Source organism: Polaromonas sp., assembly GCF_039932935.1.
In the GTDB taxonomy this organism is placed as follows: domain Bacteria; phylum Pseudomonadota; class Gammaproteobacteria; order Burkholderiales; family Burkholderiaceae_C; genus Polaromonas.
Window position 1 is genome coordinate 1 of record NZ_JBDTPB010000066.1, and the last position, 25,755, is coordinate 25,755.

Consider the following 25,755-nt stretch of genomic DNA (forward strand, 5'->3'; position numbering starts at 1 on the left):
CCGCGCCGGTGTGGCCCGTCCACCCCCCGAGGGGGTTCCCTCCACCCCGGCGCTTGGGGTCCGTTGGTCCTGTGTTTGCTGGTGGCATGGCCTGCTCAGCCAAAGACAAAACAGCCATGCACGGCGCTGCGCGCCGTGCATCGAGCGGCTAAAGAAGAAACACTACTGCTATGCATTTAGTAGCTGCTTGCGCCCGTAACGAAAGGGCTAGAGGCCTATTTGATGCATGAGCACCAATGAAAGACCCTTGCAGGTGCGCTGGCGCGCACCTGCTGTGGTGTGCCTGTATCCGCTCGCGTGCGTGAGGCAGAATGGGCCTCTGGAAAAAATTCCTTCCCATCCATGCAAGTCACCCGACGAAAACGCTGCCAAACCCGCACCAGGCCTAGGAAAAAAGGCTGTGTGTACGGTGCGCGCGTGTCGGGTGCAACTGTTCAGACGTTTGACGCGGAGAGTGGGCTGTTCCAGAACTGGAATCGGGAGTACAACCCGAGGATTGGGCGGTACATGCAGAGCGATCCTATTGGACTGGCAGGTGGTATAAATACCTTTAGCTATGTGGGTGGAGACCCGCTTCGACTCACGGATCCGGTGGGGTTGCAGGCACAAGCGGTCGGTTGTGCGCTTGGCCTTCCATTCGGTGGACCGATCGGGTGTGGTGTAGGGGTTGGCGTTACGACGATCGGCACGGTGATTGGCGTAGGCGTCATTGCGAGCATGCCGGGCGATACGCGAAAGACGCCTCGTCCTGGGGACATGACTCGAGAAGAGGAGCGTCAATTTGATAGGCATTGCGCGAACAGTGGTGATCCTTGCTCTGAGTTGAAAAAGGCTGCGCAGGCTGCGATTATTGGCGCTCGACAAAAGTTGAACAACATGCTGAAAGACGAAGGTGGGCTCTTCGGGGGACCGGGATGGAATACGCATAGAGCAGATTTGTCAGGTCGCATCAGTAGCATCATGGCCATGATTAACTTAGGTAAGAAGATGGGGTGTGATATGTCCTCTGAGGAGGTGGCAGCGGCTACCCTATTTCTTCCTATGATGCCAAGGTGAATTATGAAAATCTCCATTGACGCCAGCATTTTCGTCGGTAGTGATACTGCGTACGGTCGGGTATCTGGATACCTGGCCGTCGCCGCCATTCCAACGCAAGGTGCTCTTATCTCCTTTCAGTTTCCGCTGGCTGGGACACTACCTCTGCCACAGAATTTTGACGGTCAGTTGCGAGTGGCGTCTGTCATATTCCGACCGAGCCTTGAGGAAGAAGCACCAGTCATGGTCATGCTGGAAGACCTGGTCTTTGATTCAGTAAAGGATGCAAAGGAAGCAGCCGAATATCTGACGCATGGATTCCATCTTGCAGTGGACGAGTATCAATAACCATCAGAGCTTTGCGTTTCCGTTAGCGTTCTTCCTTGGCCGCCGAGCCTGTATCCAGTCGCCGAGTTTGCAGCTGCAAACAAATGAGCGAGCGCAGGATATATGTAACGTGCTACAAAATGGCCTCATGGCCGGGTTGCTAAAAATTCAATGGCTGCTTGTGCCCATCCTAAAAGGGTGTCTCATTGCCCAGCGGCCCACAAGGCTCACTCCGTTCGAAGCTTGGCACTGATGAGCGCGTGGCGTTCGTCATAAACGAATAGCGGCATCTCACAAGGGGCGCCATCGGGGTCGCCCGGCTCGATAAAGCGCACCGACTCAAGCACTTGCGCCGCTGGGGGCGCTTGCCCATAGGCCTTGCGGCCCCTTGGTTCTTCCATGCTCCAGCCTCCCTGATGAATGAATCAACTGCTGCGGACGGGTCGCGGATTCATCGCCCCTGCATAGCAACTTGTGTGGATTCTCGCGTTTGTTAGATCCGCTTTTCCATCGAGCATTGACCCGCGTAGGCTTCGCCAAGGCCTCGAAGATTGGACGTATTCGGAGGCGGTCGGGTCAACCGATGAGTGGAAAGATGGGTCAATCTCGCACGGAAATCCACACTCCCGGTGCACCTAGGTAATCAAGAAATGATGGCAAGTATCGACTTCAGTATATTTAGCTCCCCGACTAAGGCTTATGGAAGCGTGTCGGGAGAAATCGACGTTCCGGAGCCGGTCAGTGAGGGCAATGAGGTTTTTATTCTTCAGGCCGGCAAGGGTGACTGGTTTTCCGGGAAATTGAAAATTGTTTTCATGAATCGATTACAGGGTGATTCAGAGAAAACGGTGATCGGTCTGGAAGATGTCGTTGCTCCAACGTCTGAAGCGGCAAGGGACCTGATCATTCGACTGGAGAATGAAGTGGGCCTATTCTTTGACAAATATGATTAGAGCTGGATTTAGAGGCACTATCGGGGGCCTCAATTCAACGCAGCCACAAACACCCAGTCCGCATAGGTCTCCTTGTCCTGAAAATCCCGGTACTGTATTGGGAACTCCCTTTTCTTAAAAGGACTCAGTGTGGAGCGGCTATGAACGCCAAGGATGCCGCCAGCACCCTGAACCAAGACCCAGTCCGCTTCGCCCGTCATGGGATCCGGGTAAATCCGGCGTAAGTGCCGAACAGGCATAGGAAACCGTTTGTCCTCAAGCAGATCGTCCAGTGAGCTCGGCAGGGTACGGCTCTTTCCCCCGGGCACACTGCTGTAATAGGACTTGATGGCGCGACGATATTGGTCACCCACAAACAGCAGCTCTTCCTCTTTGGCCCGTTGAGTGTGAGTGCGCTGCAGCTCCACCATGGCCGAAGCGCCCAAGGTCGTGAGCAACAAGAAAATCAGCACAGCTAACAAAACCAGACCTGACTGCTGGCCCGTAATTCTCTGCCACTGGCATTGCCGACTTTCCCGCATGGCTCGCCTCGTCACCATGCGCTGTAGGTCGTGCCGTCCAGCGCGTGCTTCGTCGATTTAGAGGAGATGTCAAAAACATCTTCTCCAGGCTGCGGCGCATCGGCTCTGCTGCTGTAGGCGCGGGTGTTCCATGTCTGCACATCGCTGAGAGCAGGATCATCGGCAAACGGATCGCGGGGAATTCGGCGCAACAACACAAAGGGCTGAGCCGTAAAACCAAAGGCGGCCGACCGGGGCACGCCGGTGACAAGCACTTCCAGCGATGCCGGATAGCCCGAAGCGCCCACGCTCTTGTTAATGACCCCGGCATCGGCGGCGGCCTTATAGCTGTCTAACGCCTGCCGTACCACCCGCAAGGCCTGCTTGAGTTCAGCTTCCTTGGCGCGCGTTTGCACTACTTGGGTCAATGGAAGGGCCACCATCGCAAGCAGGCCCACAATGGCGAGCGAGACCAGCAGCTCAATCAGGGTGAAGCCCTGCTGACCGCATCGCTTCACTGCGCGCCTCCAGGTGCTTGCGCGGGCGACAGGATCTCGGCAGACTGTGGTTCGCCGGACAGCGGTAAATTCTGGTTGGGTGCGGTAGTGCTCACTGCGGAAGCCGCCGGCGCAGCAGGGGCCGGGGCGCGGACATCGTAGATGCCGGGCTCGTTGTCGTTCGGAAACGGCAGCGTCTCCCAACTGCGGGAACCAGACACTGGATCCAGCGGAATTTCTCTCAGGTAACGCTTGTCCACCACGTCCTGTAGTTGAGCTGGGTACTTGCCTTGGTCCGCGCGAAACTTGTCGATCGCGTCACGCAGTGTGGCCAGGTTCTGCGCCTGAACTTTTTCCTTGCCACCATCGAGCGCCTTGAAGTATCGCGGCGTCGCCAGCGTCAGCAACAGCGCCAGGATGGAAAAAACCACCAGCAATTCAATCAGCGTAAAGCCGCTCTCACCGCCTGCGTCCGAGCTGTGCCCACACCCACGCCCGTGACGGCTATTGCGGAGGGTTCTGGCCCGCTCCATCGAAGAGCTGCAGTGAAAACGTCTCACAGATTTCTCAGCGTTTGAGCAGCGGTGGTGGTGGCGGCAAACCGCCAGCACCCGGGGGCGCCAAGGGAATGATGGGCGCAGCAGGCATTGCCGGGCTTGGCAATGGCGCTGGCTGCATGACTGGCATGGCGCCAGAAACGGGAGGCGGCGCCCCGGGTCCGGTGGTTCGGCCGCCCAGTGTCGAATTGGGCAGGGTAATCGCCCCAACAGGGTCACCCAAGATCTGGCGATCGCGCAGCGTCATGGCTGTCCCCGAGAACACGCTGCCGCGTTCATAGCCGATGTCGACGTAGTTGCGCACGATGCGCGGTGTGATCGCGAGCACGATTTCGGAGCGCGATTTGTTGGTGCCGGAGTTGCCGAACAGGCGCCCGACGACGGGCAGGTGGCCCAGGCCGGGAATCTTGTCCGCGGTATTGCGTTCCTCATCGGTGATGAGCCCTCCCAGGACCTGCGTCTCACCATCGGCCAGCCGCAGGAAGGTGCTGGCGTTGCGGGTGCCGATCTGGTAAGAGCGGCTGCCTTGCGCATCGGTGAATTCCCGGGCGATGTTGCTCACTTCCAGGCTGATCTTGATCCCGACATCGTTGCTTGCATAGACCTGAGGCTCAAACTCCAGCTTGAGACCGACGTCCTGATAGGTGATGGTGCCGGTCACGACGGATGAACCGCCGTTCACCGGTGTGACGTTGTTGATGATGGTCGGCACGCGGTCGCCGATCATGATCTTCGCCTTCTCCCGGTTGCGCGCGCGGATGCGAGGGCTGGCCAGAATCCGGGCTTCGGTATCCTGCAGCTTGAAGTTGAGGGTGCCGGAGATCGGCGTGACGGTGAGGCCTCCCATTCCCAATTGGCGGAGCTGGCTGATTGTGAGGTTGCCCGCGGCGCCGCCCGGCGTGGCCGCGCTTCCGCCGGGTGTGCTGATGGTGATGGCGTTGGGTGGGGAAATGCCCAGGTTGCTGGAGCGTCCCTCGGAGATTTCCAGCACTTCCACTTCGAGCATGACTTCCGGATCGGGTTCGTCATGCAGTGCAATCAGCTTTTCAGCGATGCGCAGAGTCTCGGGCGTGTCGCGGATGACCAGCAGGCCGCTGCGCTCATCTGCCGAAATATCCTTGAGCTTGAGCATGGTCTTGAGCATGCCGGACAGGTACTTGAGGTCGCTGTTCGTGACTCTGAAAGAGCGCACGGTCAGCTCCTGGTACTCCGACTGCTTTGCCGCCGTGGCGGCATACACCATCATGGTGTTGCTGTTGACGATGCGCTTTTCGAGCTGGTTCTGCAGCAGGATCAGGTCGATGGCGTCTTCAACGGCCACGTCCTTCACGAAGATGGTGACCCGGGCGTCCGCCTTGACTTCGCGGTCCAGCAGGATATTCAGTCCCGTGGATTTGGACAGGGCTTCAAACACCGTGCGCATCGCGGCGTCGCGAAACTGCAGCGTCACCGGCGAGCCCATGACTGAGCGCGCCTCCCTGAAGCGGTCTCTTTCAATATCAATGGCCGCCTTGGCATCCAGGGTTGCCTTTTTCAGCTGGGCCGCCCGCTTGTTGTCGGGCTGTTCCGCGAGGACGCGCGATGCCCGTTCATTTGCCGCGTCCAGCCGACCGTCCTTGAGGTAGCGCTCGCCCTCCAGCAGGAGTTGGCTGTTTCGAAGGTCCTGGTCCAGCGCTTTCAAGGCTGCCGTTGCCCGGCTGTTGCCGGGGTTCAGGCTCAGCGCCAACCCATAGAGATCGCGTGCTTCACCGGCATTGCCGTTCGCCCTGGCCAGGTCGGCTCTTTTCACGGCGCTGTCAGCGTGCTTGTCTCGCTGCACCAGGTAGTCGATTTTGTAGTTCTGGTTGCTGCCGTCCAGCTCAGTGGCCTTTTTCAGCGACGCGATGCCGGAGTCAACTTTTCCCTCTTCCAGCTGGTTCATCCCGTCGGCGTGGTAACGCGCGCCGGCGCAGGCCGACAGCAGCAGGCAGATCAGCACGCCTGACGCGACCGGGGTCATGGTTCGGCGAACCTCGCGCGCGCCCCCCGCGTGACGCGCACTTCCGGAAAGCGCAGCGCGCTGTTCTATGGTTTTCATCTTGGATTGTCCAGAAGTAGAAGCGATTGTTTTTGGCCCAGCGGGAGGTAGGTGAAGGTCACGCGGTCTGCCGTGATGTCGTCGACGCGATAGTTGCCGGCCACGGTGTCGCCCTTCTGAATGATGGTGAGGGCATCGCCGTGCTGGATGAAGGCTTGCTGCTGGCCGTTGCCGATCTTTTTCCCTTGAATGGATCCGACGGCGGTGAAGGGCAAGGGCGGCGCTGTAGGCGGCGGGGGGGGCGCGGGCTCTACGGCCACCGGTGGCTTGCGCGCCTTGGCTGAAACGGGAGGCGGTGCGGGTGGAGGCGTCACGACGGGAGCAGGCGCGACCTCCGGGGCCAGCGGACCGAACGGGTCGCGCACCACCATCTGGTTCATCCGGCGCTGTGGGGTGTTCGTGGCGACTTCCAGGTGCTGGTCGCCAGCACTGATGGCGGGCGAGGCGATATCTGCAGCCAGCTTGGGGGTCGAATCAAGCCGCACGCGCGGCGATACCGCAAGATCGGTGTCGGGGTCCTGCCGCTGGTTTTGCATGGCGACGGCCAGCACGAAGCTGCCCAGTCCGGCCGCGACCAACACGGCGGCGCTCTTCCACGTGACGCGCGTGCCGGTGGCGGTCTTTGGCGGCCCCTGGCTCATGGCGCGGCTTTCCCGCCTGGCTGCGGTGGTGGCAACTGCGCCGTGTTGGCCGGGATGGGCCTTCCCACGGGTTTGGGCCCTGGAGGATTGCCAGGACGTGGTGAATACACCAGCGCCAGCTTGAGGAATATCTGGTGTTTGACGGTCACGCCGTCCTTGCGCTCGATGCGTAGCTCCTGCACCGCAGCGTGGGGCATGGCATTGAGTACGCTCGCCAGGAAATCCTTGAGCTTGGCGTAGTTCTCGTTGATACGCAGGTCCACCGTGCGGATGTCCAGGCCCAGGGCTGTCGGTTCCGCATCGCGATAGTCACCATTCGTCAGCACGATCCCTTGGCTTTTCGCGAGATCAAAAATCTGGGCCAGGTCGGCCGCGTAATCCGCCGAGGGCGGGAAGATGACAGGAATGCCTCGCAAGGGAATGACGGGCGCTTTGGCGCTGGTGGCTGGAAGCCGCCCCAGCTCCCGTTGGAGCTGGCTCGTTTGGACGCGCAACTGGTAGGAAATGCCCCACAGCAAACCGCCCACCAACATCAGCACGGCGCCGCACAGCACGGGCCAGCCGACCGACCGCAGTAGTCCCACGCCTGCACCTGCCAGCGGCAGGCGAGTGATCGTCGTTGCGAAGGCTGAGCGCGTCATGGCAACGGTGCCTTGCTGATGCCGGGCTTGAATGCGGGCGAAACTTCCGCAGGCGCCAGCGGACTGAGGGGCGCTTCTTTCGCCAAAAAAACACCCTCGTTGAGGCGGTTCCAGCCCGCGGTCAGCCGAAAGCGGTAGGTGGCCGGGCTGGCGCGCTCATCCAGTTGATGGCTGACGATGCGTACCTCCGAAAACCCGCTCACGGTGCTCAGGGCTTCCGTGTACGCCAGCATGGCCGGGTAGCTGGAGGCCAGCAAGGTGAGGTCGATTCTGCGGTTGGATTGGTTGGCGGCGTCAGGCACCATGGACAGCAGGGTGACCCGGCCTTCCACGGTGTCGGCCGCGGCTTCTAGCGCTTCAAACATCAGCGACCACGGCGTCTGCAGCACGGCCTCCAGTTGGCGCTGCGCCTTGATCTTTGCGAGCAGGGCGGGGTTGTTCTGTGCCTGCTGCAAGCGTTCGGTGGAGGCGGTTTGTTGTTTGGCTATGCGCACCTGCTGGACGCGCAGGCCTTCCAGGCGCGTGCCGGCTCTCAACGTTATATAGAGGCCGGTCAGCACCACGCAGACGCCCGCCGCCAGGATGAGCCAGCTCAGCGGGCGATAGCGCGCGGCGCCGGGCGCGAACTCGAAAGGGCTTTCTACCAGCCATCGGCTCATGATCGAACCTCCACCGTGGCCGCAGCAACGATGTGCGGTGCGTGAGCCGGCCAGGCATGACGGACGATTTTCTCGTGGGCGTCCGCACCCGAGGCGATCAGGAAGCGCTGCAGCACAGTCTCCAGCGTGTGCTCCGGATCGTTGCCGGATGGTGCGGAGGGCGTGACCGTGCGCCAGGAACTCACGGCGCTGCCATGGACCAATCGGATGAAGGTGACCACCGCATGGCGGCGACCCGAAGGCTCAGATTCCGTCCACATCAGCGTGCGCGCGTCGCGCTGCCGCTGGCTTGCCTGCAGTTCGCTGTCCAGCAGTCCCGCAATGGCCGGCTGGCAGCTCGCCAGCTTCAAACGCTGGGCCGTGCTCCAGGCCTGAAGACCCTGGATCATGGAGGACTCCAAGGTGATCACACACAGATGCATCTGATCGGCCTGCATGCGCCAGCGCACTTGCTGCTCCGGTGCATCCGCTCCCATGGCTTCCCGCACCAACGCCTTCGCCACGGCCTGCACCTGCGTGTCGGAGCGCATGAAAGGCGAGGTGAAGTCCACGGGTGCGATGCTGATGCAGGACGAGCTCAGGCCCATGCGCACGATCAGCGGGCAGCCCTGGGAAGCGGGGAGGCGTTCGCGCAGCGCCTCGATGGCGTGCGTGGCCGCTTCCAGCATGACCGCGAGTGTTTCCGCGCGGGTGGCGCCGGAAGTCCAGCTAGCAGTTTCCGTGTGCGCTTCGGTGTGCATGTGCTCCATCGGTGATGGATTTGCCTCGGTCTGGGTAGCGGGCCGGCGCCAGCGCTGTAGCCGGTTGCCAACGGCATGGCCGGCACGCCGAATCCAGCCTGGGCGGTCCGGCTTGAACGTGGCGCTTAGATGGGCAGCGCCGATGTCCAGGTGAATGGTGCCTCTCATGGGCGGAGCCACAAAGGGGTCTGGTTGTCGCGGTCAGGCATGGGTGGCCTCGGGCTGCGCGCCATGGAGATTTTCTCGGGGCGTCACGCGGTTGATTTCTTCCACCGTGGTCTGCCCGGCCATCGCCAGGGACACCGCCGAATCGCGCAGGCTCATGAATCCTTTGCTGCGTGCGACCTGTTTGATCTGGGAAATGGGTGCCTGACGCACCAGCAGGTCGCGGATGTCGTCATCCATCTCCAGTGTCTCGGCAATCGCCAGCCGACCTCTGTAGCCGGTGCCGCGGCAGTGAGCACAGCCGACGGCGTGCATGAATCTGGCCGACTCCAGGTCCGCCTGCTCCACGGCAATACCCGAGCGCGCCAGCTGTTCGAGGCTCATGTCGGCGGGCGCCGCGCAACGGGTGCAGACCGCGCGCAGCAGGCGCTGGGCGACGATGCCGGTCAAGGCCGACACCAGGCTGTAACTGTCGACGTTCATGTTTTTGAAACGCCCGATCACGTCGAAGACGTTGTTGGCGTGCACGGTGGTGAACACCTGGTGACCGGTCAGCGCGGCCTGCACGGCGATCTGGGCTGTTTCCGCATCCCGGATCTCGCCCACCATGATCTTGTCTGGGTCGTGGCGGAGCACCGAGCGCAGTCCGCGCGCGAAGGTCAGCCCCTTCTTCTCATTGACGGGGATCTGCAGCACTCCCTTGAGCTGGTATTCGATCGGATCTTCAATCGTGATGATTTTGTCCAGTCCGGTATTGATCTCCGAGATCGCCGCGTACAGGGTGGTTGTTTTGCCGCTACCGGTGGGACCCGTCACCAGCAGCAGGCCGTAAGGCAGGGACGAGGCCTGGCGGATGAATTCCTTGACGCTGTCTGCGAAGCTGAGTGTGTTCAGGCTGAGCGTCTGGAACTGGCCGGTCAGGTGTTTGCGGTCCAGCACCCGAAGCACCGCATCCTCGCCGAACAGGTTGGGCATGATGGATACCCGGAAGTCGATGTCGCGCCGTTCCACGCGGACCTTGAAACGGCCGTCCTGCGGGATGCGCCGCTCCGAGATATCCAGTTCGGACAGCACCTTGATGCGGGAGATGGCCTGGTGCCCCATGTCAGCGCTCTCGATGCGCTTGACGTTTTCCAGGACACCATCAATCCGGTACTTGACGTGCAGGCCAACCGGCTGGGTTTCAAAGTGAATATCGGACGCCCCCATTTTGAGGGCGTCGTACAGGATGGAGTCCACCAGCCGGACCAGCGGGTTCTGCGTGGTTTCAATGCTCGCGATGGACAGTGCCACGGCAGAAGCGTCCGTGCCTTCTTCATCCTGCAAGCCGGCCGGACCTTCCGCTTCGGCACTGCCCATGGCCATCAGCGTGCGCTCGGCGTTCGCCAGCCAGGCCCGTACGTCCTCGATCAGGGCCAGTCCTCGGGTGATCTCCTCCGCGGTGGAGCCGCCCAGCTGCCGGTCAATCCATTCCTGCCCTTTGAGGTCCAGCGGATCGCTGACGACGAGGGTGCATACCCTTTGACCAGAACGATCGACTGACCAGCCGCCCAGGCAGCCACGTGTCTGGCAATCGGCAAACGAGATCAGCTCGAAATCCGGTTCAATGCCTTGCAGATCTTCCATAGCCATGGGACGAAGCCCCAGCGCGGCGGCAACCTCCGACAGAACCTGCCCGGCCGCAAGGCCGCTTTTCTGGATCATCCACTGCACGCGCGATCCGACCGGCGCAGCTCCTACCGCTTCCAGCATCAGCTCGCGCCCGAAGCTTTCCGGCGACTTCACCGTCAGTGGCATATCCATTGCCGGTGCCGGTAGGATCTGGTCTGCTTCGGCAAGCGATGTAATGGGGAGGGGCGCGTTCATGGGAGCAGACGGTGTTCAGGACAGGGTGGAGGCCAGATCGAAGATCGGCAGGTACATGAGAACCACGATGGCTCCGATGACGGTACCGATCACGATCATCAGCGCAGGTTCGATCACCCGTGTGGCCACGTCGATGGAACGCTGCAGTCGGCGTTCATAGAACTGCGCGATGCGTTCGAGCATTTCCGACATGGAGCCAGTGCGTTCCGCTACTTTGAGCATGCTGGTAGCCACGGGATCGGACAAGCCTGCCTCGGACAACGCCACGCTCATGCTGAGACCTTCCCGCATCAGGACAATGGCGTGTTCAAGACGCTCGCGATCGGCATCACCCAGCAGCTTGGCACCGTGCGACATCGCGCGATGGATGACGATCCCCCGGGAGACCAGGATGGACATCGTGCGATACAGCTGCAGATGCTGGAATTCCCGGATCACGCCGGCCACGTACGGAATGCCTTGCAGCCAGCGCGAACGAACTCCGTGCGCCCGAAAATGCGCGACGACCCAAGCGACTAGGGCCAGCATGAGGCCAAAAAAACCGAACAGGACCGAGGGGTGCTCGGCCACGAGCCGGCCCCAGGCCATCAGGCCGGATGACAGCAGGGGCAACTGCGTGCGCGTGCCGTCCAGCAGGCCGGCGAATCGCGGGATCACGACCCCCATGAGAAACATCACCACCAGCCCACCCACGACCAGCAGCACCAGCGGGTAGACCGACGCGCCTATGAGTTTGTCTTTGAGCGTCTGCATCTCTCCTTGATGCGCCGCGTAGCGGGCCAGTCCCTTGCCGAGATCGCCGGTGCGTTCGCTGGCCTCGACGGTGGCGATCAAGAGCTCGGGGAACGCGCCCGTCAGTTGCATGGCGGCCGATAAATTCCGCCCCTCGGAAACCGCGCGCGCCACCTGCTCGATAAGGGCGCGGCGCGTACCGACGGCTTCTTTGACCGACAAGGTTTGCAGCGCCTCAGTGACGCTGAGACCGGCGTCGATCAGCGCCGCAAAATCCTGCGAGAACGTCGCGGTGTCGAGTCCGGATCGGGTGGATGCAGCGGTTGGACCTTGAATAAACCGCGATATGCCGGCGCCCGCCCCATGTGCAGCTTCGCAGCTCAGCACGGTAAGACCGTCGCGCGCAGCTTGTGTGTGGGCTTCTGCGGGTGTTGCTGCGCGGATCTGGCGTGACGAAAGACGCCCTCCGGCATCCCGGGCAACGATATCGTAGAGGGCGTGAGCCGCTGTCATTGCGTCACCGTGCGAGCTCTGTGGCGGTCGTTAATTGGTGGAATGCAGCGAGATATCTTGTGCCTCGCCCGTCCCGCCCGGCTTGCCGTCGGCGCCATAGGAAATGATGTCGATGGCGCTGGCACCCGGCTGCAGCACGTAGGCATAGTCATTGCCCCAGGGATCGGCCGGAAGTGCTTTTTTCAGATAGGGCCCTTGCCATTTGGCGACACCGGTGGGTTGCGCGCTCAGTGCGTTGAGCCCCTGTTCTGTGGTGGGATAACTGCCCACGTCCAGCCGGTACTGGTCAAGCGCTTTGTCGAGCGATTCGATCTGGGCTTTGGCAATCTTCGACTTGGATTTGCTCACCGAGTCGAAGTAGCGCGGCGCCACCAGTCCGGCCAGCAGGCCGATGATGACCACCACCACCAGGAGTTCCAGGAGCGTGAATCCGCGCACGCGGCTGCGGCGTGTATGCGTAGAGCAGACTCGCATCTGAAGATGCACGAAGTGATTCAATGAGTTCCCCTCCCGAAAAAATGCCTGTACGCATTTTTTTATCGCCGTCACCAATTTGTTATTAGTGACAACCCATTGCGTGACTTGTTATTTGTTCTTAGTTTAGTGAAAAGCAGATACTGAAAATTTACTCAATTGATTTGGAAAGTCACTTCCGCAGTCATCTGAGTCGATCAGATTCTGCCAGAAGAGCGTGGTGTTGCCCAAGGTGAAATTGTTCTGCGTTGGGATTGTGTTGTCTATCGGCACGCTCTGGGATTGACACCCCAGAAGGCCTCAACAATACTCCGTCCAAAGATAAAAGGGAGCGGGGAATGACGGGCGAATTGTTGCGACCGATTAGCGCAGGGCTATTTTTGGCTGCTCGTCGTCAAGGTGAATTGCGACCGGATTTTCTGGGTGCGGCCATTCCATCTGTTCGAAGGTTGATCCGAGGGGTAATGCTCACAGTCCTGGCGGCAGTGGGTTTGATGCTTCCTTTCCAGTCCTTTTCATATCCCGCCGTCGTAAGCGATCCCGGTTGCACGGCCGATTGCACCAGTTGGAGTGGCTATTACGGCCTTCCCCCTACCGGTAACTTTTTTGTAGGGCCGTACTCTACGGCCGCTGCTGCGTGTTCGGCAACGCAAACCTCCTACAACAGTGTGCCGCCTCAAGTCATTGGCACCTACTCGGAAAACGCGCACATCTATCAGGGTCGATGCTTCTGCAACCTGCGGCTTAAAAGCGATAGCGGCCTTCTGTATGAAGACGTCCCCTGTTTTCCTCTCATCAGTAATTCGGATCCGATACCGCCGACTTACTCCTGTCCAGGAGGTGGCGCGCTATCGGGGAATCAGTGCACTTGCCAAGCACCCTACTTAGAAAACCCCACACACACCGGGTGCGAGTTACCTTCTCCGCAGGTGATCCTGATTCCACCGGTGCCCGAGCGGATGTGCCGAGCGCCAAGCGCGGCGCAATCGCCGCCCGCGCAAGACGGAGAGCAGACCGCCAGGCCAATCATTCCCGCGACAGGCGAGAAGATCCTGGCGCAGCCCGACTACACAGGGCAAGGCGCGGATGCCCTGAGCCTGGTGAGACACTTCAGAAGCAGCTGGGCCGGCAACACAGCCAGAGACCTACCGGTCGAGCCCGGACTGACCCGAGCCTGGTCGCACAACCATGCAGTGTCCCTCAAACAAGAAGGAACCGCAGGCAGCGCCGGCAACATTGCGCGCATCATTTTCGGCGATGGCAGCGTACGCGCCTTTATTTGGGATGTTGCCAGCAACAGCTGGAGTGCCAGCAACAGCGCCGACAGCCTGACAGCCAACACCAGCGGGCTTCTTTATAAACGCCTGGACGACGACAGCCAGTGGCAATTCGATGCCGCAGGCAAGCTGCTGACAATGATTCAGAGAAACGGCTGGGTCACCAGCTACACCTACAGCACCACTCCCGTGGCCGGCCTGCTCCTCACCGTGAGCAACCACTTCGGCCGCACCTTAAGCTTTGCGTACAACGCCAGCAGTCAGTTGACGAGCGTCACCGCCAGCGACGGTCAGGTCACCAGCTACACCTACGACGGCATCACCGCCACTTCGCACCTAATCAGCGTCAGCTATCCAGGAAACTCAGGCGGCACCGTCACCCGTACCTACCACTACGAGAACACCACCTTCACCCAACTGGTCACCGGCATCACCGACGAGCGAGGCATCCGCCTGGCCACCATCGCCTACGACAGCCAGGGCCGCGCCACCAGCAGCGGCTATGCCGGCGGTGCAGACCAATACAGCGTCAGCTACGGCACAGCCGGGGCGGCCACAGTCACTGATCCCCTGGGCACCGAGCGCACCTACAACTACAGCACCAACAAAGGCAAGTTGGCGGTGACCGGATCAGACAAGCCCAGCGGCACGGGAGAAGCCTCAGCCGCTAGCCGAGTGCAGGACGCCAATGGTTTCATCACCCAGGAGACCGACTTCCTGGGCGTGAACACCATGTACACCTGGGACATCAACCGGCGGCTGCCTTTGACGACAACCAAAGCAGCAGGATCGCCCGAAGTGCAGACCACGACCACCCAGTGGCACACCACCTTCAGGCTGCCCGTGCTGGTGACAGAAGCTGGAAGGACTACTGCCTATGCCTACGACGCGCAAGGCAACCTGCTGAGCCGAACCGAGACCGATACCGCTACCAACGTGGCCCGCAGCAGCAGCTGGACGTACAACCCACAAGGCTTGGTAGCCACGCAAAGCACCAACAACATCGTCCAGCAGACCTACGCCTATTACAGCAGCACCAGCTTCAGCGGCACGGCGCCCAATGAAGTCGGTCATAACGTAGGAGACCTGCAGAGCATCACCAACGCCGCAGGCCACGGGACCCAGTTCACCCAGTACGACAGGGCAGGACGAGTCAAACAGATGATCGATCCGAAGGGTATCGTCACCGACACGGTCTACACCCCAAGAGGCTGGGTCAGCAGCACCACTGTCACCCCACCCGGCGGCATTGCCCGGACCACAACATACACCTACGACAACGCAGGCCAGCTGACAGGCGTGACGCTAGCTGATGGCGCCACGATGAACTACAGCTACGACGCCGCGCATCGATTGACCGGCGTGACAGACGCCAAAGGCAACACCGTCAGCTACACCCTGGACGGCATGGGCAACAAGACAGGTGAGCAGATCAAAGACCCGCAAGGCAACCTGCAAAGAAACATCATCCGGGTGTATGACGCCCTGAACCGGGTCCAGCAAACCACGGGAGCGAGCAATTGAAAACAATAGGCGTGATATTCAGGCTCAGGGACGACCCCTTAGCTAAGAATAATAGGAATTATTTTGAATAAAACACTAATTTTTCGCTGCCTCAGCATAGCGCTTTTTGTTTTGGGTGGTTTTCCCGCCTTTTCTTTTGCGGCTTTTCAATCGGTAAAGTCACCAGTTATCGGTTCTTGTACAGGTGTTCCAGTCTGTTATGGATACTACGCTGCGTACTATGTACCAGGGGAACTGTTTTCCTCAATCCCGGTGGCTTGTGCTGCCGTGCTGAATCGGATGACTCAGGTGCATGTTAGCTACCATGCAATGGGTTTTACAGTAGTTAATGAAACTGCGTTCTATCCGGTTTGCAATGTTCATGGATACGTTAATGGGACGAATCAGTTCAATCCCAACATAGGGGGCTCGTCGCTTTCGCCAGCAGGGAGTCCGGCCTATTCATGTCCTATAGGCGCAGATCTCAGTGGTAACAATACAACCTGCACTTGCAAGGCCACCCATCGTCAAAACTCCAAAGACGACGGCTGCTACCAAAGCGAGACGGTAGATATCCTTCAAGATATCAAAAAACCGAAGAGCTGCCCGGTAGGCAATCCGATCTACCCCTTAACAGGCAGCAAGAAAGAAGTCGTGGAGACCGGCCTGAGCGTAGGCGGTCAAGCCCTGCGCCTGACCTACGACAGCGCCAGGCATACCGCAGCGACGGCTGCTGCCGTGGCCGCCAAGGACTACGGCGATGCCCCTTCGTTCGGCGCCCTGTGGCTGAGCAGCCTGCACCGCAAGCTGCTCGTCTCCCCGGCAGGCTTTGGCGCCCAGCTCTTTCGCGGTGACGGCACAGCTGCCAGCTTCCGGTATGAAAACGGCGCCTACGTCACTGACGCCGACAGCAGCGACCAGCTGGTCCGCATCAACGGCAGCTACCGCTACACCGATGCCACCAGCAAAAGCATTGAAACCTACACCAGCGCCGGGCAACTCACCAGCCTGGTCGACGCGACAGGCAACACCTTGAGCTTTACCTACAGCACCGAGGCGACCCCCGTAGCCCCCGCCACCGGCTACCTGATGCAGGTGACAGACCACACCGGACGCAGCCTGCGCTTTGAATATGCGCTGCCCAGCGGGGGAGTGGCCGCCACCGACGGAAGAGTCTCCCGCATCCTCAACACAACGGACCAAGCCATCGTCCCCGCCTACGACACCCACGGCAACCTGGCTTCCCTGACCTGGGAAGACAGTAAGACCCGCCAGTTCCTCTATGAGAACGCCAGTTTCCCCTGGGCCCTGACCGGCGTCATCGACGAGAACAACAGCCGGCTGTCCACCTTCGGCTACGACAGTGCTGGCCGGGCCATCTCCACCGAACGCGCCGGCAGTGTCAACCGCTACAGCGTGAGCTACGGTACGCCCCCTGCGGTGGCCATCAACCAGGTCTACGACCCGGCCTCCCTGATCACCTACCGCTACCACGACTGGCAGACCCCAGCCGGTGTCGTCCTGTCCACCCCCAATGGTCAGACCTCAGACCTGGGCGCTGCCATGGTTCTGGGCGCCCCCGTGATGACCAGCATCAGCCAGCCGGCAGGCTCGGGCTGCGCCGCCGCCACCAGCGCTTCGACCTACGACGCCAGGAGCAATGTCGTGAGCAAGGACGACTTTACCGGCCAGCGCAGCTGTTACGCCTACGACGCCAGCAACCGCGAGATGGTGCGGGTCGAAGGGCTGGCCAACACGGTTGACTGTTCCACTGTGATCAGTGCCAATGCCAGCTTGCCGCAGGGCAGCCGCAAGACGGAAACCATCTGGCATCCGGACTGGCGCTTGCCGATTAAAGCGAGTCAGCCGCTGTTGATGACCAGCACGGTCTACCACGGCCAGCCCGATCCCTTTAACAGCAATACCGTGGCCAACTGCACTGCGGCGCCGGCCTTGCCTGATGGCAAACCTATGCCATTGGTGTGTAAGCAGGTGGAGCAGGCATCGATCGACGCCGATGGCCATCTCGGCATGGTGGCTGCCTTGGATGCCAGTGTTGCGCAGCGGACATCGAGCTTCACATATGACGCCATGGGCCGCATGCTGACCGGTACTGATCCGCTGAACCGCACCACGACCTATACCTATTACAGCGACACCGTCTTCACAGGCACAGCCCCCAGCGAGACAGGCCACACCACAGGCGACCTGCAGGGCGTCACTAACGCCGCAGGCCACGTGACCCAATTCACCCAGTACGACCAAGCTGGGCGGGTCCGCCAGATGATTGACCCCAAGGGCGTGGTCACCGACACGGTTTACACGCCCCGAGGCTGGATCAGCAGCACCACAGTCACGCCCCCAGGCGGAGCCGCCAGAACCACCAGCTACAGCTACGACAACGCCGGCCAGCTGACAGGCGTGGTCCTGCCAGACACCACAACCCTGGCCTACAGCTACGACGCCGCCCACCGGTTAACGGGAGTGACGGATGCCAAAGGCAACACCGTCACGTACACCCTGGACGGCATGGGCAACAAGATAGGCGAGCAGGTCAAAGACCCGCAAGGCAACCTGCAGCGAAACATCATCCGGGTGTATGACGCCTTGAACCGGGTTCAGCAAATCACTGGGGCGAGCAATTGAAAACAGGCGCTTATGTAGTGGGTAGAGATTTCGGACTCGCCGTTTTTTCTACGTTACTTGTATCGACTTCAACCTTCGCCTCCACGACTTACAGGTTTCCCGCTAATGCTTGTGAGACCTCAGGGTACTACCCAGCAGCAGCGCGCGCTTGCACTGCCGGCGCGCAGGCCACCGTCGCTTGCGGGAATAAGTTTGTTCCAGCGGCGGTGCGTACGCTGACGAGTGCGACCTTGACTGGGATGACCTGCGACGCGGTCTATCACGGTGTGCAAGTTTCGAACAACAGCCATTTCGATAACACCTTTTCTTTCCTGATTTCAGAGGAGAGCCCCCGTCCCGAACTCCCGAAAATTTGTCCGAGAGACGAAGCCATTCAAACCCCGAGACCCATTGTTCCTTCGACCGGCGAGAAAGTCTTCGACCATCAGGACTATGCGAGCAGCGGGCCTCATCCACTAAGCTTAGTGCGCAGCTATCGAAGCGGACGCGTGGTGGGCGTCCTCACCGGTGCGCCGGGCGCTGGCCTGGGCCAGACTTGGTCTCACAACCACCGCGTTTACCTGCGGCAGGAGGGCGCATCTGGAACGTCCGACGGCGCCGTAAATCTGTATTTCGGTGACGATACCGTGCGCATCTTCGGCTGGAACCCAAGCAGCGGTGCTTGGGCTCCGGCCAACAGCATCGACACCCTGACAGCTAACAGCGTGGGCTTTCTGTACAAGCGGCAGGACGACGACAGTCTCTGGCAATTTGACACCGCAGGCAAGCTACTCACGATGACTTCGCGGAATGGTTGGATAACCACATATACCTACAGCACCGCTCCCATGGACGGCCTTCTCCTGACTGTAAACAACCAGTTCGGTCGCACCCTGAGCTTTGTGTACAACGCCAGCAGCCAGCTGACGAGTGTCACCGCCAGCGACGGTCAGGTCACCAGCTACACCTACGACGGCACCACAGCCACCTCGCACCTGATCAGCGTCAGCTATCCAGGAAACTCAGGCGGCACCGTCAGCAGGAGCTATCACTACGAGAACGTTACTTACACCCAGCTGGTCACCGGTATCACCGACGAGCTGGGAGTCCGGCTGGCCACCATCACTTATGACAGCCAGGGTCGAGCCACCAGCAGCGGCTACGTGCTGGGCGCAGACCAATACAGCGTCAGCTACGCAACGGGAGTAGCCACGGTGACCGACCCCTTGGGTACCGAGCGCACCTACAACTACAGCACCAACAAAGGCAAGCTAGCCGTGATTGACGCGGACAAGCCCAGCGGCCCAGGAGCTGCTTCAGCCGCCAGCCGAGTGCAGGACGTCAACGGTTTCATCACGCAAGAGACCGACTTCCTGGGCGTGAACACTATGTACACCTGGGACATCAACAGGCGGCTGCCCCTGACGACGACCAAGGCCGCGGGTCTGCCCGAAGCGCAAAGCAATAGCACCCAGTGGCATGCCACCTTCAGGCTACCCGTGCTGGTGACCGAAGCAGGAAGAACCACCGCCTACAGCTACGACACACAAGGCAATCTGCTGAGCCGGACCGAGACAGATATGGCTACCAATGTGGCTCGCACCACAAGCTGGACGTATAACCCCCGAGGTCTGGTGGCCACGCAAAGCACCAACAACATCGTCCAGCAGACCTACGCTTACTACAGCAGCAATAGCTTCGGCGGCACAGCACCCAACGAAGTCGGCCAAACCGCAGGCGATCTGCAGAGCATCACGAATGCCGCAGGCCATGTGACCCAATTCACCCAGTACGACAAGGCTGGGCGAGTCAAACAGATGATCGATCCCAAAGGCATAGTGACCGACACCGCCTACACCCCAAGAGGCTGGGTGGCCAGCACCACCGTCACCCCACCAGGCGGCGTTGCCCGAACCACAACATACGCCTACGACAACGCAGGCCAGCTGACAGGCGTGACGCTACCGGACAGCACCACGATGAGCTACAGCTACGACGCCGCCCATAGATTGACGGGAGTGACGGATGCCAAAGGCAACACCGTCAGCTACACCCTGGACGGCATGGGCAACAAGGTGAGCGAGCAGGTCAAGAACCCATCGGGCAACCTGCAAAGAAACATCACCCGGGTGTACGACGCCTTGAACCGGGTTCAACAAGTTACGGGAGCAGTCAATTGAAAAAGCGCGTACTGATGAATTATTGGACGGTAACATGAAGAAATTAGTAAGCGTATGGGCGTGGCATTGGAGTCTTTGGATTCGCGTGAGAGCTCCGGATCGACTCGTTGGAATGCTTCTTTTTGCTTGCTTAGCGATAACGTGTAGTTCCGTTCACGCTTCGTTTTCCGCGACGGACACCCAGACGCAATGTAATGCGATCTATCCGTGTACTGACTACGGAACGTTCGACTTTCTAACTGGAGGTGCAAAATACAGCTATCCCTCTTACGCCGCTGCATGCGCCGTTGTTGCTGCCAATGGCACCGCTTGGAGTAGTAACTACAATCTTGTAAATTCCCGCATCACTTCAGGCTCTAGCTGCGCAGTTGATTTATATCTAAGATCAAACGGCTCGTTTGTCGCCACAAGCACCTACACCATGAGCTTTCGCACGTTGAACGCTGCGGCGTTTTCGTGTCCGGGAGGCGGCGCGTTGTCGGGGAGCCAGTGCACTTGCCAAGCCCCCTATTTAGAGAACTCCACCCAAACCGGCTGCGAACCGCCGTCTCCGCAGGTGATCCTGACTCCACCGGCGCCCGAACCAAAGATCTGCCGAATGCCTCCGGCCGACGGAGAGCAGACCCCCAAGCCGATCATTCCGGCGACAGGAGAAGAGTTACTGGCGCAACCCGACTACACCGGGCAAGGCGCAGACACCCTGAGCCTGGTGAGACACTTCAGAAGCAGCTGGGCCGGCAACACAGCCAGAGACCTACCGGTCGATCCCGGACTGACCCGAGCCTGGTCGCACAACCACGCCGTGTCCCTCAAACAAGAAGGAACAGCAGGCACGGCAGGCAACATCGCTCGCGTCATCTTCGGAGACGGCAGCGTACGCGCTTTCGGCTGGGAGGTGGGCAGCAACAGCTGGAGCGCCGGCAACAGCGCCGACACATTGATAGCGAACAGCACAGGCCTGCTCTACAAACGCCTGGACGACGACAGCCAGTGGCAGTTTGATACGGCAGGCAAGCTGCTCACCGTGACCCAGAGGAACGGCTGGGTCACCACCTACACCTACAGCACCACTCCCGTGGCCGGCCTGCTCCTCACCGTGAGCAACCACTTCGGCCGCACCTTAAGCTTTGCGTACAACGCCAGCAGTCAGTTGACGAGCGTCACCGCCAGCGACGGTCAGGTCACCAGCTACACCTACGACGGCATCACCGCCACTTCGCACCTAATCAGCGTCAGCTATCCAGGAAACTCAGGCGGCACCGTCACCCGTACCTACCACTACGAGAACACCACCTTCACCCAACTGGTCACCGGCATCACCGACGAGCGAGGCATCCGCCTGGCCACCATCGCCTACGACAGCCAGGGCCGCGCCACCAGCAGCGGCTATGCCGGCGGTGCAGACCAATACAGCGTCAGCTACGGAACCAACGCCGCGACCGTGACTGATCCGTTGGGAACGGCACGCACGTACAACTACAGCACCAACAAAGGCAAGCTCGCCGTCACTGGATCAGACAAGCCCAGCGGCACAGGAGCCGCCTCAGCCGCCAGCCGAGTGCAGGACGCCAATGGTTTCATCACCCAGGAGACCGACTTCCTGGGGGTGAACACCATGTATACCTGGGACATCAACCGGCGCCTGCCCCTGACGACCACCAAGGCCAGCGGCCTGCCCGAAGTGCAGACCACGAGCACCCAGTGGCACACCACGTTCAGACTGCCCGTGCTGGTGACAGAAGCTGGAAGGACTACTGCCTACACCTACGACGCACAAGGCAACCTGCTCAGCAGGACCGAGACCGACACGGCCAGCAACACTAGCCGCACGACCAGTTGGACTTATAACAGTCTGAGACTACCGACAACGCAGACCGCGTTCGGTGGCATCGTCACAAGCACGTATGCTTACTACGCCGAGACAACATTTCCAACTGTGGATCCAAACGCTGGCGATCCGAGGATTCAGTCCGTGAGTCTGCTGCTGCATGGCGACGGTGCGAACGGATCGACCTCAATCATTGATAGCAGTCTGATGCCCAATACGGTGACTGCGATGGGGACTCCCCAGATCAGCACCTCCCAGAGCAAATTCGGGGGGGCGTCAATCCGATTTGATGGAGGCATCGGCTACTTGACGGGGCCTTATCAGGCGAGCCTCAATGCCGGAATGGATGATTTCACAGCAGAGACCTGGTACTACACCCTGTCCGCGACTTCTGATCAGGCGATTTTTACGATTGGGAAGCCGGCGATTGCGGTGGGTGCTGATGTGGCCATGGGCCTACACCACTTTGGTTCGACCTTCGCAGGTAAAGTGCGTGCGTTCGTATACAGCGGAGCGGATCAATACTTTGTCGACTCAATCATTGCTTTAACGACCAATGCTTGGCACCACCTGGCATTTGTGAAACGCGGTGGTTTGCTCTCGCTTTACCTTAACGGTGTGTTGCAAGGAACGGCAACTGCAAACGTGCAGCTCAATACGTCAACCAGCGGGTGGGTGTTCTCTTTGGGTCGCTATGCTGACAGCGCGCCGAGATACGTTAATGGGTACCTCGACGACTTTCGTTTCACCAAAGGTGTAGCCAGGTATGTCGCCAATTTCACTCCACCGAGTCAAGCGTTTGCCGACGTAGCCGACCCACCGATAGACCCCAATGCCATGGGCCACAACATAGGTGATCTTCAATCAATCACGAACGCGGCGGGCCACATCACCCAGTTCACCCAGTACGACAGGGCAGGACGAGTCAGGCAGATGGTCGACCCCAAAGGCATCGTGACCGACACGGCCTACACCCCAAGAGGCTGGACGGCCAGCACGACAGTGACCCCACCAGGCGGAGTTGCCAGAACCACCGCATACGCCTACGACAACGCAGGCCAGCTGACCGGCGTGACGCTACCCGACAGCACCACGATGAGCTACAGCTACGACGCCGCCCACCGGTTAACGGGAGTGACGGACGCCAAAGGCAACACCGTCAGCTACACCCTGGACGGCATGGGCAACAAGACAGGCGAGCAAGTCAAAGACCCGCAAGGCAACCTGCAGCGAAACATCACCCGGGTGTACGACGTTCTGAACCGGATCCACCAAACAACGGGAGCGAGCAATTGAGTGCAAACGTCCACAGTGAAACGAGTATTCGCATTCGCATACGCCACAGTGTTGTGGTTAGCCGTGCGGGTTCTACAGCGTCGATGACGGTGACACGACTTCTCTTGGGCTTGAAGAACCTGTTCAAGCGAACTGTTAAGGTTTTAGCGCTTGCTGCCCTGCTGACTTTTGGCTTCGGCACAAATGCAGCCAACTCTATCGAAATTGTCCCCAAAGAATTCCAGTATTACTATTATGTCGGCGGTCAACCGATATTTCCGACCGCTCTGCAAGCGTGTGAGGCCTACCTCCCCGTTTGGAAGGCGCTTCAATCGCCGCGGGTCGCCTACGTGGTAAGTGCAGAGCCAGGATTCGAGTCTTGCGTTTTTCATTACACGACTACTGAGCCCTGTTGTGGCGGGGTGCCGGCAGGTGCTTCAGCCAATATAGGCTATACCATTTATTCTGGATGGAGTAGTTCGGTTTGCCCTGTCAATAGTGAGGAAGCTGGTTCTACGTGCATCTGCAAGATCGGCCTTGTTGCTAAGGATGGAAAGTGTTTGCCACCAAGTCTGAAAGCAGAACAGTGCACGCCGCAGGATGGCGCTTTAGCGGGCAATCCCATCATTCCTGTCACCGGTGAAAAGCTGCATGTTGAGTACGACTATCACAGCTCTTCTGCGCAACCTTTAAATTTCGCCCGAACTTTTCGGGCTGGCTGGGGTGCGGACGGCTACCGCACTAGAAGCGCACTTGGTACAACTTGGCGTCACAACTATGAGCCTCAGTTGGCCTACACGGATGGAGGCGGAGGCGCCTCGCAGGATTCGCTCCTTCTGTCGTTTGGTGATGGGAGTGTCCGTTCATTTTCCCGCTACAGAGGGTCTGGCATTTGGACTAGCGATAACGATGCAGATAGGCTTACGAAAATTGGCAGTGACTATAGCTACGTCAGTTCTGACGACGATTCAACATGGCTTTTCAATGCTGCCGGAAAACTACTGACTCATACCGACCGGAATGGGTGGGTGAAGAGTTTTGCATATAACAATAGGGGACTGCTTGCAAATGTCAACAATCAATTCGGCGTTTCGATAAGCTTTTCATATAACGATGCTGATCAATTGGCAGAAGTTAACTTCCCTGAAGGCCTGGCCATCAGTTTTGCCTACGACGGAGTCACAGCTGCATCCCGGCTGACTACCGTTACCTATCCCGGTATCTCAGGCGGCACAGTTAGCAAGACCTACCTGTACGAGAACGCCACCTTCCCGCAGCTGCTCACGGGCATCAACGACGAGCTGGGCGTGCGGCTTGCGACTTACGCTTACGACGCACAGGGCCGTGGCATCAGCACCCAGCACGCAGGAGGCGCCGACCTTTACACGGTGAGCTACCCATCGTCTGCGAGTGCAGGGACTATGGTGACCGATCCCCTGGGCACCCAGCGCACGTACAACTACAGCACCAACAAAGGCAAGCTCGCCGTCACCGGATCCGACAAGCCCAGCGGCACAGGAGCCGCCTCAGCCGCCAGCCGAGTGCAGGACGCCAACGGCTTCATTACGCAAGAGACCGACTTCCTGGGCGTGAACACCATGTACACCTGGGACATCAACAGGCGACTGCCTTTGACGACGACCAAGGCCAGCGGCCTGCCCGAAGTGCAGACCACGAGCACCCAGTGGCACGCCACGTTCAGGCTGCCGGTGCTGGTGACCGAAGCTGGACGCACCACCGCCTACAGCTACGACACGCAAGGCAATCCGCTGAGCCGGACTGAGACCGATACGGCCACCAACGTGACTCGCAGCAGCAGCTGGACGTACAACCCTCAGGGCCTGGTAGCTACGCAAAGCAGCAACAACATCGTGCAGCAGACCTACGCCTACTACCCGAGCACCAGCTTCAGCGGCACAGCACCCAACGAAGTCGGCCACACCGCAGGCGACCTGCAGAGCATCACGAACGGCGCAGGCCACGTAACCCAATTCACCCAGTACGACAGAGCAGGGCGAGTACGCCAGATGATCGACCCCAAAGGCATAGTGACCGACACGGTCTACACCCCAAGAGGCTGGGTGGCGAGCACCACCGTCACCCCACCAGGCGGCGTAGCCCGAACCACAACCTACAACTACGACAACGCAGGCCAGCTGACCGGCGTGACGCTACCCGACAGCACCACCATGAGCTACAGCTACGACGCCGCCCACCGGTTAACGGGAGTGACCGATGCCAAAGGCAACACCGTCAGCTACACCCTGGACGGCATGGGCAACAAGACAGCCGAGCAGATCAAAGACCCGCAAGGCAACCTGCAAAGAAACATTACCCGGGTGTACGACGCCCTGAACCGAGTCCAACAAACAACGGGAGCGAGCAATTGAGAACCACAACCACCACCCCTACCCGCAACACCGCGCGGTCCCTTACTGCCCTGCTGTGCAGCCTGGCCACGCTGACTTTCGTCATGCCCGCCTCAGCCCAGCCCCAGACCTGGCAATACGGCTACGACGCCATGGGCCGGCCCACGACAGTGATCGACCCCAACGCCCAGAGCACCTACATCTACTACGACGCCTTGGGCCGCCCCATCCAGACCCAGCAGCCCGCCAACACCGGAAGCAGCAGTCCCACCGTCACCGGCTTTGGCTACAACGCCGCCGACGTCCTCACCCAGGTCACCG

Annotated in this window: 20 protein-coding genes and 1 pseudogene; 9 read left to right on the plus strand and 12 right to left on the minus strand. The window is 60.0% G+C overall.

The genetic code is table 11. The features are described from left to right. Nucleotides 1–342 precede the first annotated feature (342 nt). Together ABI546_RS11170 and ABI546_RS11175 are read left to right on the plus strand one after the other, a co-directional pair. Entirely contained in the window at nucleotides 343–1,056 is a 714-nt protein-coding gene (locus ABI546_RS11170) for an RHS repeat-associated core domain-containing protein (protein WP_348046656.1), read from the plus strand. A 3-nt stretch (nucleotides 1,057–1,059) separates the two neighbouring features. Next, the gene (locus ABI546_RS11175; protein ID WP_348046657.1) at nucleotides 1,060–1,383 is read left to right on the plus strand and encodes a hypothetical protein; all 324 of its coding nucleotides are present in this window, start codon (nucleotides 1,060–1,062) and stop codon (nucleotides 1,381–1,383) included. 206 nt (nucleotides 1,384–1,589) lie between these two features. Here ABI546_RS11175 and ABI546_RS11180 read toward each other — a convergent pair whose 3' ends face one another. Then, complete coding sequence (locus tag ABI546_RS11180) at nucleotides 1,590–1,763, minus strand: hypothetical protein (protein WP_348046658.1); 174 nt, start codon at nucleotides 1,761–1,763, stop codon at nucleotides 1,590–1,592. A 252-nt stretch (nucleotides 1,764–2,015) separates the two neighbouring features. Here ABI546_RS11180 and ABI546_RS11185 point away from each other — a divergent pair, with 252 nt between their 5' ends. Further along, complete coding sequence (locus ABI546_RS11185) at nucleotides 2,016–2,315, plus strand: hypothetical protein (RefSeq protein ID WP_348046659.1); 300 nt, start codon at nucleotides 2,016–2,018, stop codon at nucleotides 2,313–2,315. 29 nt (nucleotides 2,316–2,344) lie between these two features. On the opposite strand, the gene ABI546_RS11190 is transcribed toward ABI546_RS11185, so the two are convergent. The 11 genes from ABI546_RS11190 to gspG are packed head-to-tail and all read right to left on the minus strand — an operon-like array spanning nucleotide 2,345 to nucleotide 12,377. Continuing rightward, complete coding sequence (locus ABI546_RS11190) at nucleotides 2,345–2,836, minus strand: type II secretion system protein (protein WP_348046660.1); 492 nt, start codon at nucleotides 2,834–2,836, stop codon at nucleotides 2,345–2,347. An 11-nt stretch (nucleotides 2,837–2,847) separates the two neighbouring features. After that, nucleotides 2,848–3,333 carry a type II secretion system protein gene (locus ABI546_RS11195; RefSeq protein WP_348046661.1) on the minus strand — a complete coding sequence of 162 codons (486 nt, stop codon included), beginning with the start codon at nucleotides 3,331–3,333 and terminating at the stop codon, nucleotides 2,848–2,850. Beyond that, complete coding sequence (locus tag ABI546_RS11200; RefSeq protein ID WP_348046662.1) at nucleotides 3,330–3,845, minus strand: prepilin-type N-terminal cleavage/methylation domain-containing protein; 516 nt, start codon at nucleotides 3,843–3,845, stop codon at nucleotides 3,330–3,332. Before ABI546_RS11200 ends, ABI546_RS11195 begins: the two co-directional genes overlap by 4 nt. Before the next feature lie 34 nt (nucleotides 3,846–3,879). Next, nucleotides 3,880–5,946 (minus strand): secretin N-terminal domain-containing protein, encoded by a 2,067-nt coding sequence (locus tag ABI546_RS11205; RefSeq protein WP_348046663.1) that lies wholly within the window; start codon nucleotides 5,944–5,946, stop codon nucleotides 3,880–3,882. Continuing rightward, nucleotides 5,943–6,587, minus strand: a complete 645-nt coding sequence (locus ABI546_RS11210) for a hypothetical protein (protein ID WP_348046664.1) — start codon at nucleotides 6,585–6,587, stop codon at nucleotides 5,943–5,945. Before ABI546_RS11210 ends, ABI546_RS11205 begins: the two co-directional genes overlap by 4 nt. Further along, entirely contained in the window at nucleotides 6,584–7,228 is a 645-nt protein-coding gene (locus ABI546_RS11215) for a hypothetical protein (RefSeq protein ID WP_348046665.1), read from the minus strand. Before ABI546_RS11215 ends, ABI546_RS11210 begins: the two co-directional genes overlap by 4 nt. Next, complete coding sequence (locus ABI546_RS11220; protein WP_348046666.1) at nucleotides 7,225–7,887, minus strand: hypothetical protein; 663 nt, start codon at nucleotides 7,885–7,887, stop codon at nucleotides 7,225–7,227. Before ABI546_RS11220 ends, ABI546_RS11215 begins: the two co-directional genes overlap by 4 nt. Continuing rightward, nucleotides 7,884–8,795, minus strand: coding sequence for a hypothetical protein (locus ABI546_RS11225; RefSeq protein WP_348046667.1), 912 nt, complete (start codon nucleotides 8,793–8,795; stop codon nucleotides 7,884–7,886). Before ABI546_RS11225 ends, ABI546_RS11220 begins: the two co-directional genes overlap by 4 nt. Before the next feature lie 33 nt (nucleotides 8,796–8,828). After that, nucleotides 8,829–10,658: a GspE/PulE family protein gene (locus ABI546_RS11230; RefSeq protein ID WP_348046668.1), complete on the minus strand. Its 1,830-nt coding sequence runs from the start codon at nucleotides 10,656–10,658 to the stop codon at nucleotides 8,829–8,831. Nucleotides 10,659–10,673: 15 nt separating this feature from the next. Continuing rightward, nucleotides 10,674–11,903 carry a type II secretion system F family protein gene (locus ABI546_RS11235; RefSeq protein ID WP_348046669.1) on the minus strand — a complete coding sequence of 410 codons (1,230 nt, stop codon included), beginning with the start codon at nucleotides 11,901–11,903 and terminating at the stop codon, nucleotides 10,674–10,676. A 30-nt stretch (nucleotides 11,904–11,933) separates the two neighbouring features. Beyond that, nucleotides 11,934–12,377: a type II secretion system major pseudopilin GspG gene (gspG, locus tag ABI546_RS11240; RefSeq protein WP_348046673.1), complete on the minus strand. Its 444-nt coding sequence runs from the start codon at nucleotides 12,375–12,377 to the stop codon at nucleotides 11,934–11,936. A gap of 929 nt (nucleotides 12,378–13,306) precedes the next feature. Between gspG and ABI546_RS11245 the strand changes: the two genes are divergently transcribed. The 6 genes and pseudogenes from ABI546_RS11245 to ABI546_RS11270 all read left to right on the plus strand — a co-directional run. Then, complete coding sequence (locus ABI546_RS11245) at nucleotides 13,307–15,178, plus strand: DUF6531 domain-containing protein (protein WP_348046670.1); 1,872 nt, start codon at nucleotides 13,307–13,309, stop codon at nucleotides 15,176–15,178. 633 nt (nucleotides 15,179–15,811) lie between these two features. After that, nucleotides 15,812–17,803 (plus strand): hypothetical protein, encoded by a 1,992-nt coding sequence (locus ABI546_RS11250; protein WP_348046671.1) that lies wholly within the window; start codon nucleotides 15,812–15,814, stop codon nucleotides 17,801–17,803. A gap of 239 nt (nucleotides 17,804–18,042) precedes the next feature. Beyond that, nucleotides 18,043–19,962, plus strand: a complete 1,920-nt coding sequence (locus ABI546_RS11255) for a DUF6531 domain-containing protein (protein ID WP_348046674.1) — start codon at nucleotides 18,043–18,045, stop codon at nucleotides 19,960–19,962. A gap of 598 nt (nucleotides 19,963–20,560) precedes the next feature. Then, the gene (locus ABI546_RS11260) at nucleotides 20,561–23,086 is read left to right on the plus strand and encodes a LamG-like jellyroll fold domain-containing protein (RefSeq protein ID WP_348046672.1); all 2,526 of its coding nucleotides are present in this window, start codon (nucleotides 20,561–20,563) and stop codon (nucleotides 23,084–23,086) included. Between the two features lie 83 nt (nucleotides 23,087–23,169). Continuing rightward, a complete protein-coding gene (locus ABI546_RS11265; protein ID WP_348046675.1) occupies nucleotides 23,170–25,455 on the plus strand; it encodes a DUF6531 domain-containing protein in 2,286 nt (761 codons plus the stop codon). After that, nucleotides 25,452–25,755, plus strand: a pseudogene (locus tag ABI546_RS11270) (hypothetical protein); the annotation flags it as partial. The gene ABI546_RS11265 and the pseudogene ABI546_RS11270, both read left to right, overlap by 4 nt.

What these genes read in the sequence shown, in the direction of transcription:
- ABI546_RS11260 (WP_348046672.1), top strand. Translation starts at nt 20,561, where the DNA reads ATGCCTCCGGCCGACGGAGAGCAGACCCCCAAGCCGATCATTCCGGCG.
- ABI546_RS11190 (WP_348046660.1), bottom strand. Translation starts at nt 2,836, where the DNA reads ATGCGGGAAAGTCGGCAATGCCAGTGGCAGAGAATTACGGGCCAGCAG.
- ABI546_RS11200 (WP_348046662.1), bottom strand. Translation starts at nt 3,845, where the DNA reads ATGGAGCGGGCCAGAACCCTCCGCAATAGCCGTCACGGGCGTGGGTGT.
- ABI546_RS11210 (WP_348046664.1), bottom strand. Translation starts at nt 6,587, where the DNA reads ATGAGCCAGGGGCCGCCAAAGACCGCCACCGGCACGCGCGTCACGTGG.
- ABI546_RS11175 (WP_348046657.1), top strand. Translation starts at nt 1,060, where the DNA reads ATGAAAATCTCCATTGACGCCAGCATTTTCGTCGGTAGTGATACTGCG.
- gspG (WP_348046673.1), bottom strand. Translation starts at nt 12,377, where the DNA reads ATGCGAGTCTGCTCTACGCATACACGCCGCAGCCGCGTGCGCGGATTC.
- ABI546_RS11185 (WP_348046659.1), top strand. Translation starts at nt 2,016, where the DNA reads ATGGCAAGTATCGACTTCAGTATATTTAGCTCCCCGACTAAGGCTTAT.
- ABI546_RS11255 (WP_348046674.1), top strand. Translation starts at nt 18,043, where the DNA reads ATGACCTGCGACGCGGTCTATCACGGTGTGCAAGTTTCGAACAACAGC.
- ABI546_RS11205 (WP_348046663.1), bottom strand. Translation starts at nt 5,946, where the DNA reads ATGAAAACCATAGAACAGCGCGCTGCGCTTTCCGGAAGTGCGCGTCAC.
- ABI546_RS11230 (WP_348046668.1), bottom strand. Translation starts at nt 10,658, where the DNA reads ATGAACGCGCCCCTCCCCATTACATCGCTTGCCGAAGCAGACCAGATC.
- ABI546_RS11215 (WP_348046665.1), bottom strand. Translation starts at nt 7,228, where the DNA reads ATGACGCGCTCAGCCTTCGCAACGACGATCACTCGCCTGCCGCTGGCA.
- ABI546_RS11225 (WP_348046667.1), bottom strand. Translation starts at nt 8,795, where the DNA reads ATGAGAGGCACCATTCACCTGGACATCGGCGCTGCCCATCTAAGCGCC.
- ABI546_RS11265 (WP_348046675.1), top strand. Translation starts at nt 23,170, where the DNA reads ATGACGGTGACACGACTTCTCTTGGGCTTGAAGAACCTGTTCAAGCGA.
- ABI546_RS11180 (WP_348046658.1), bottom strand. Translation starts at nt 1,763, where the DNA reads ATGGAAGAACCAAGGGGCCGCAAGGCCTATGGGCAAGCGCCCCCAGCG.
- ABI546_RS11170 (WP_348046656.1), top strand. Translation starts at nt 343, where the DNA reads ATGCAAGTCACCCGACGAAAACGCTGCCAAACCCGCACCAGGCCTAGG.
- ABI546_RS11235 (WP_348046669.1), bottom strand. Translation starts at nt 11,903, where the DNA reads ATGACAGCGGCTCACGCCCTCTACGATATCGTTGCCCGGGATGCCGGA.
- ABI546_RS11220 (WP_348046666.1), bottom strand. Translation starts at nt 7,887, where the DNA reads ATGAGCCGATGGCTGGTAGAAAGCCCTTTCGAGTTCGCGCCCGGCGCC.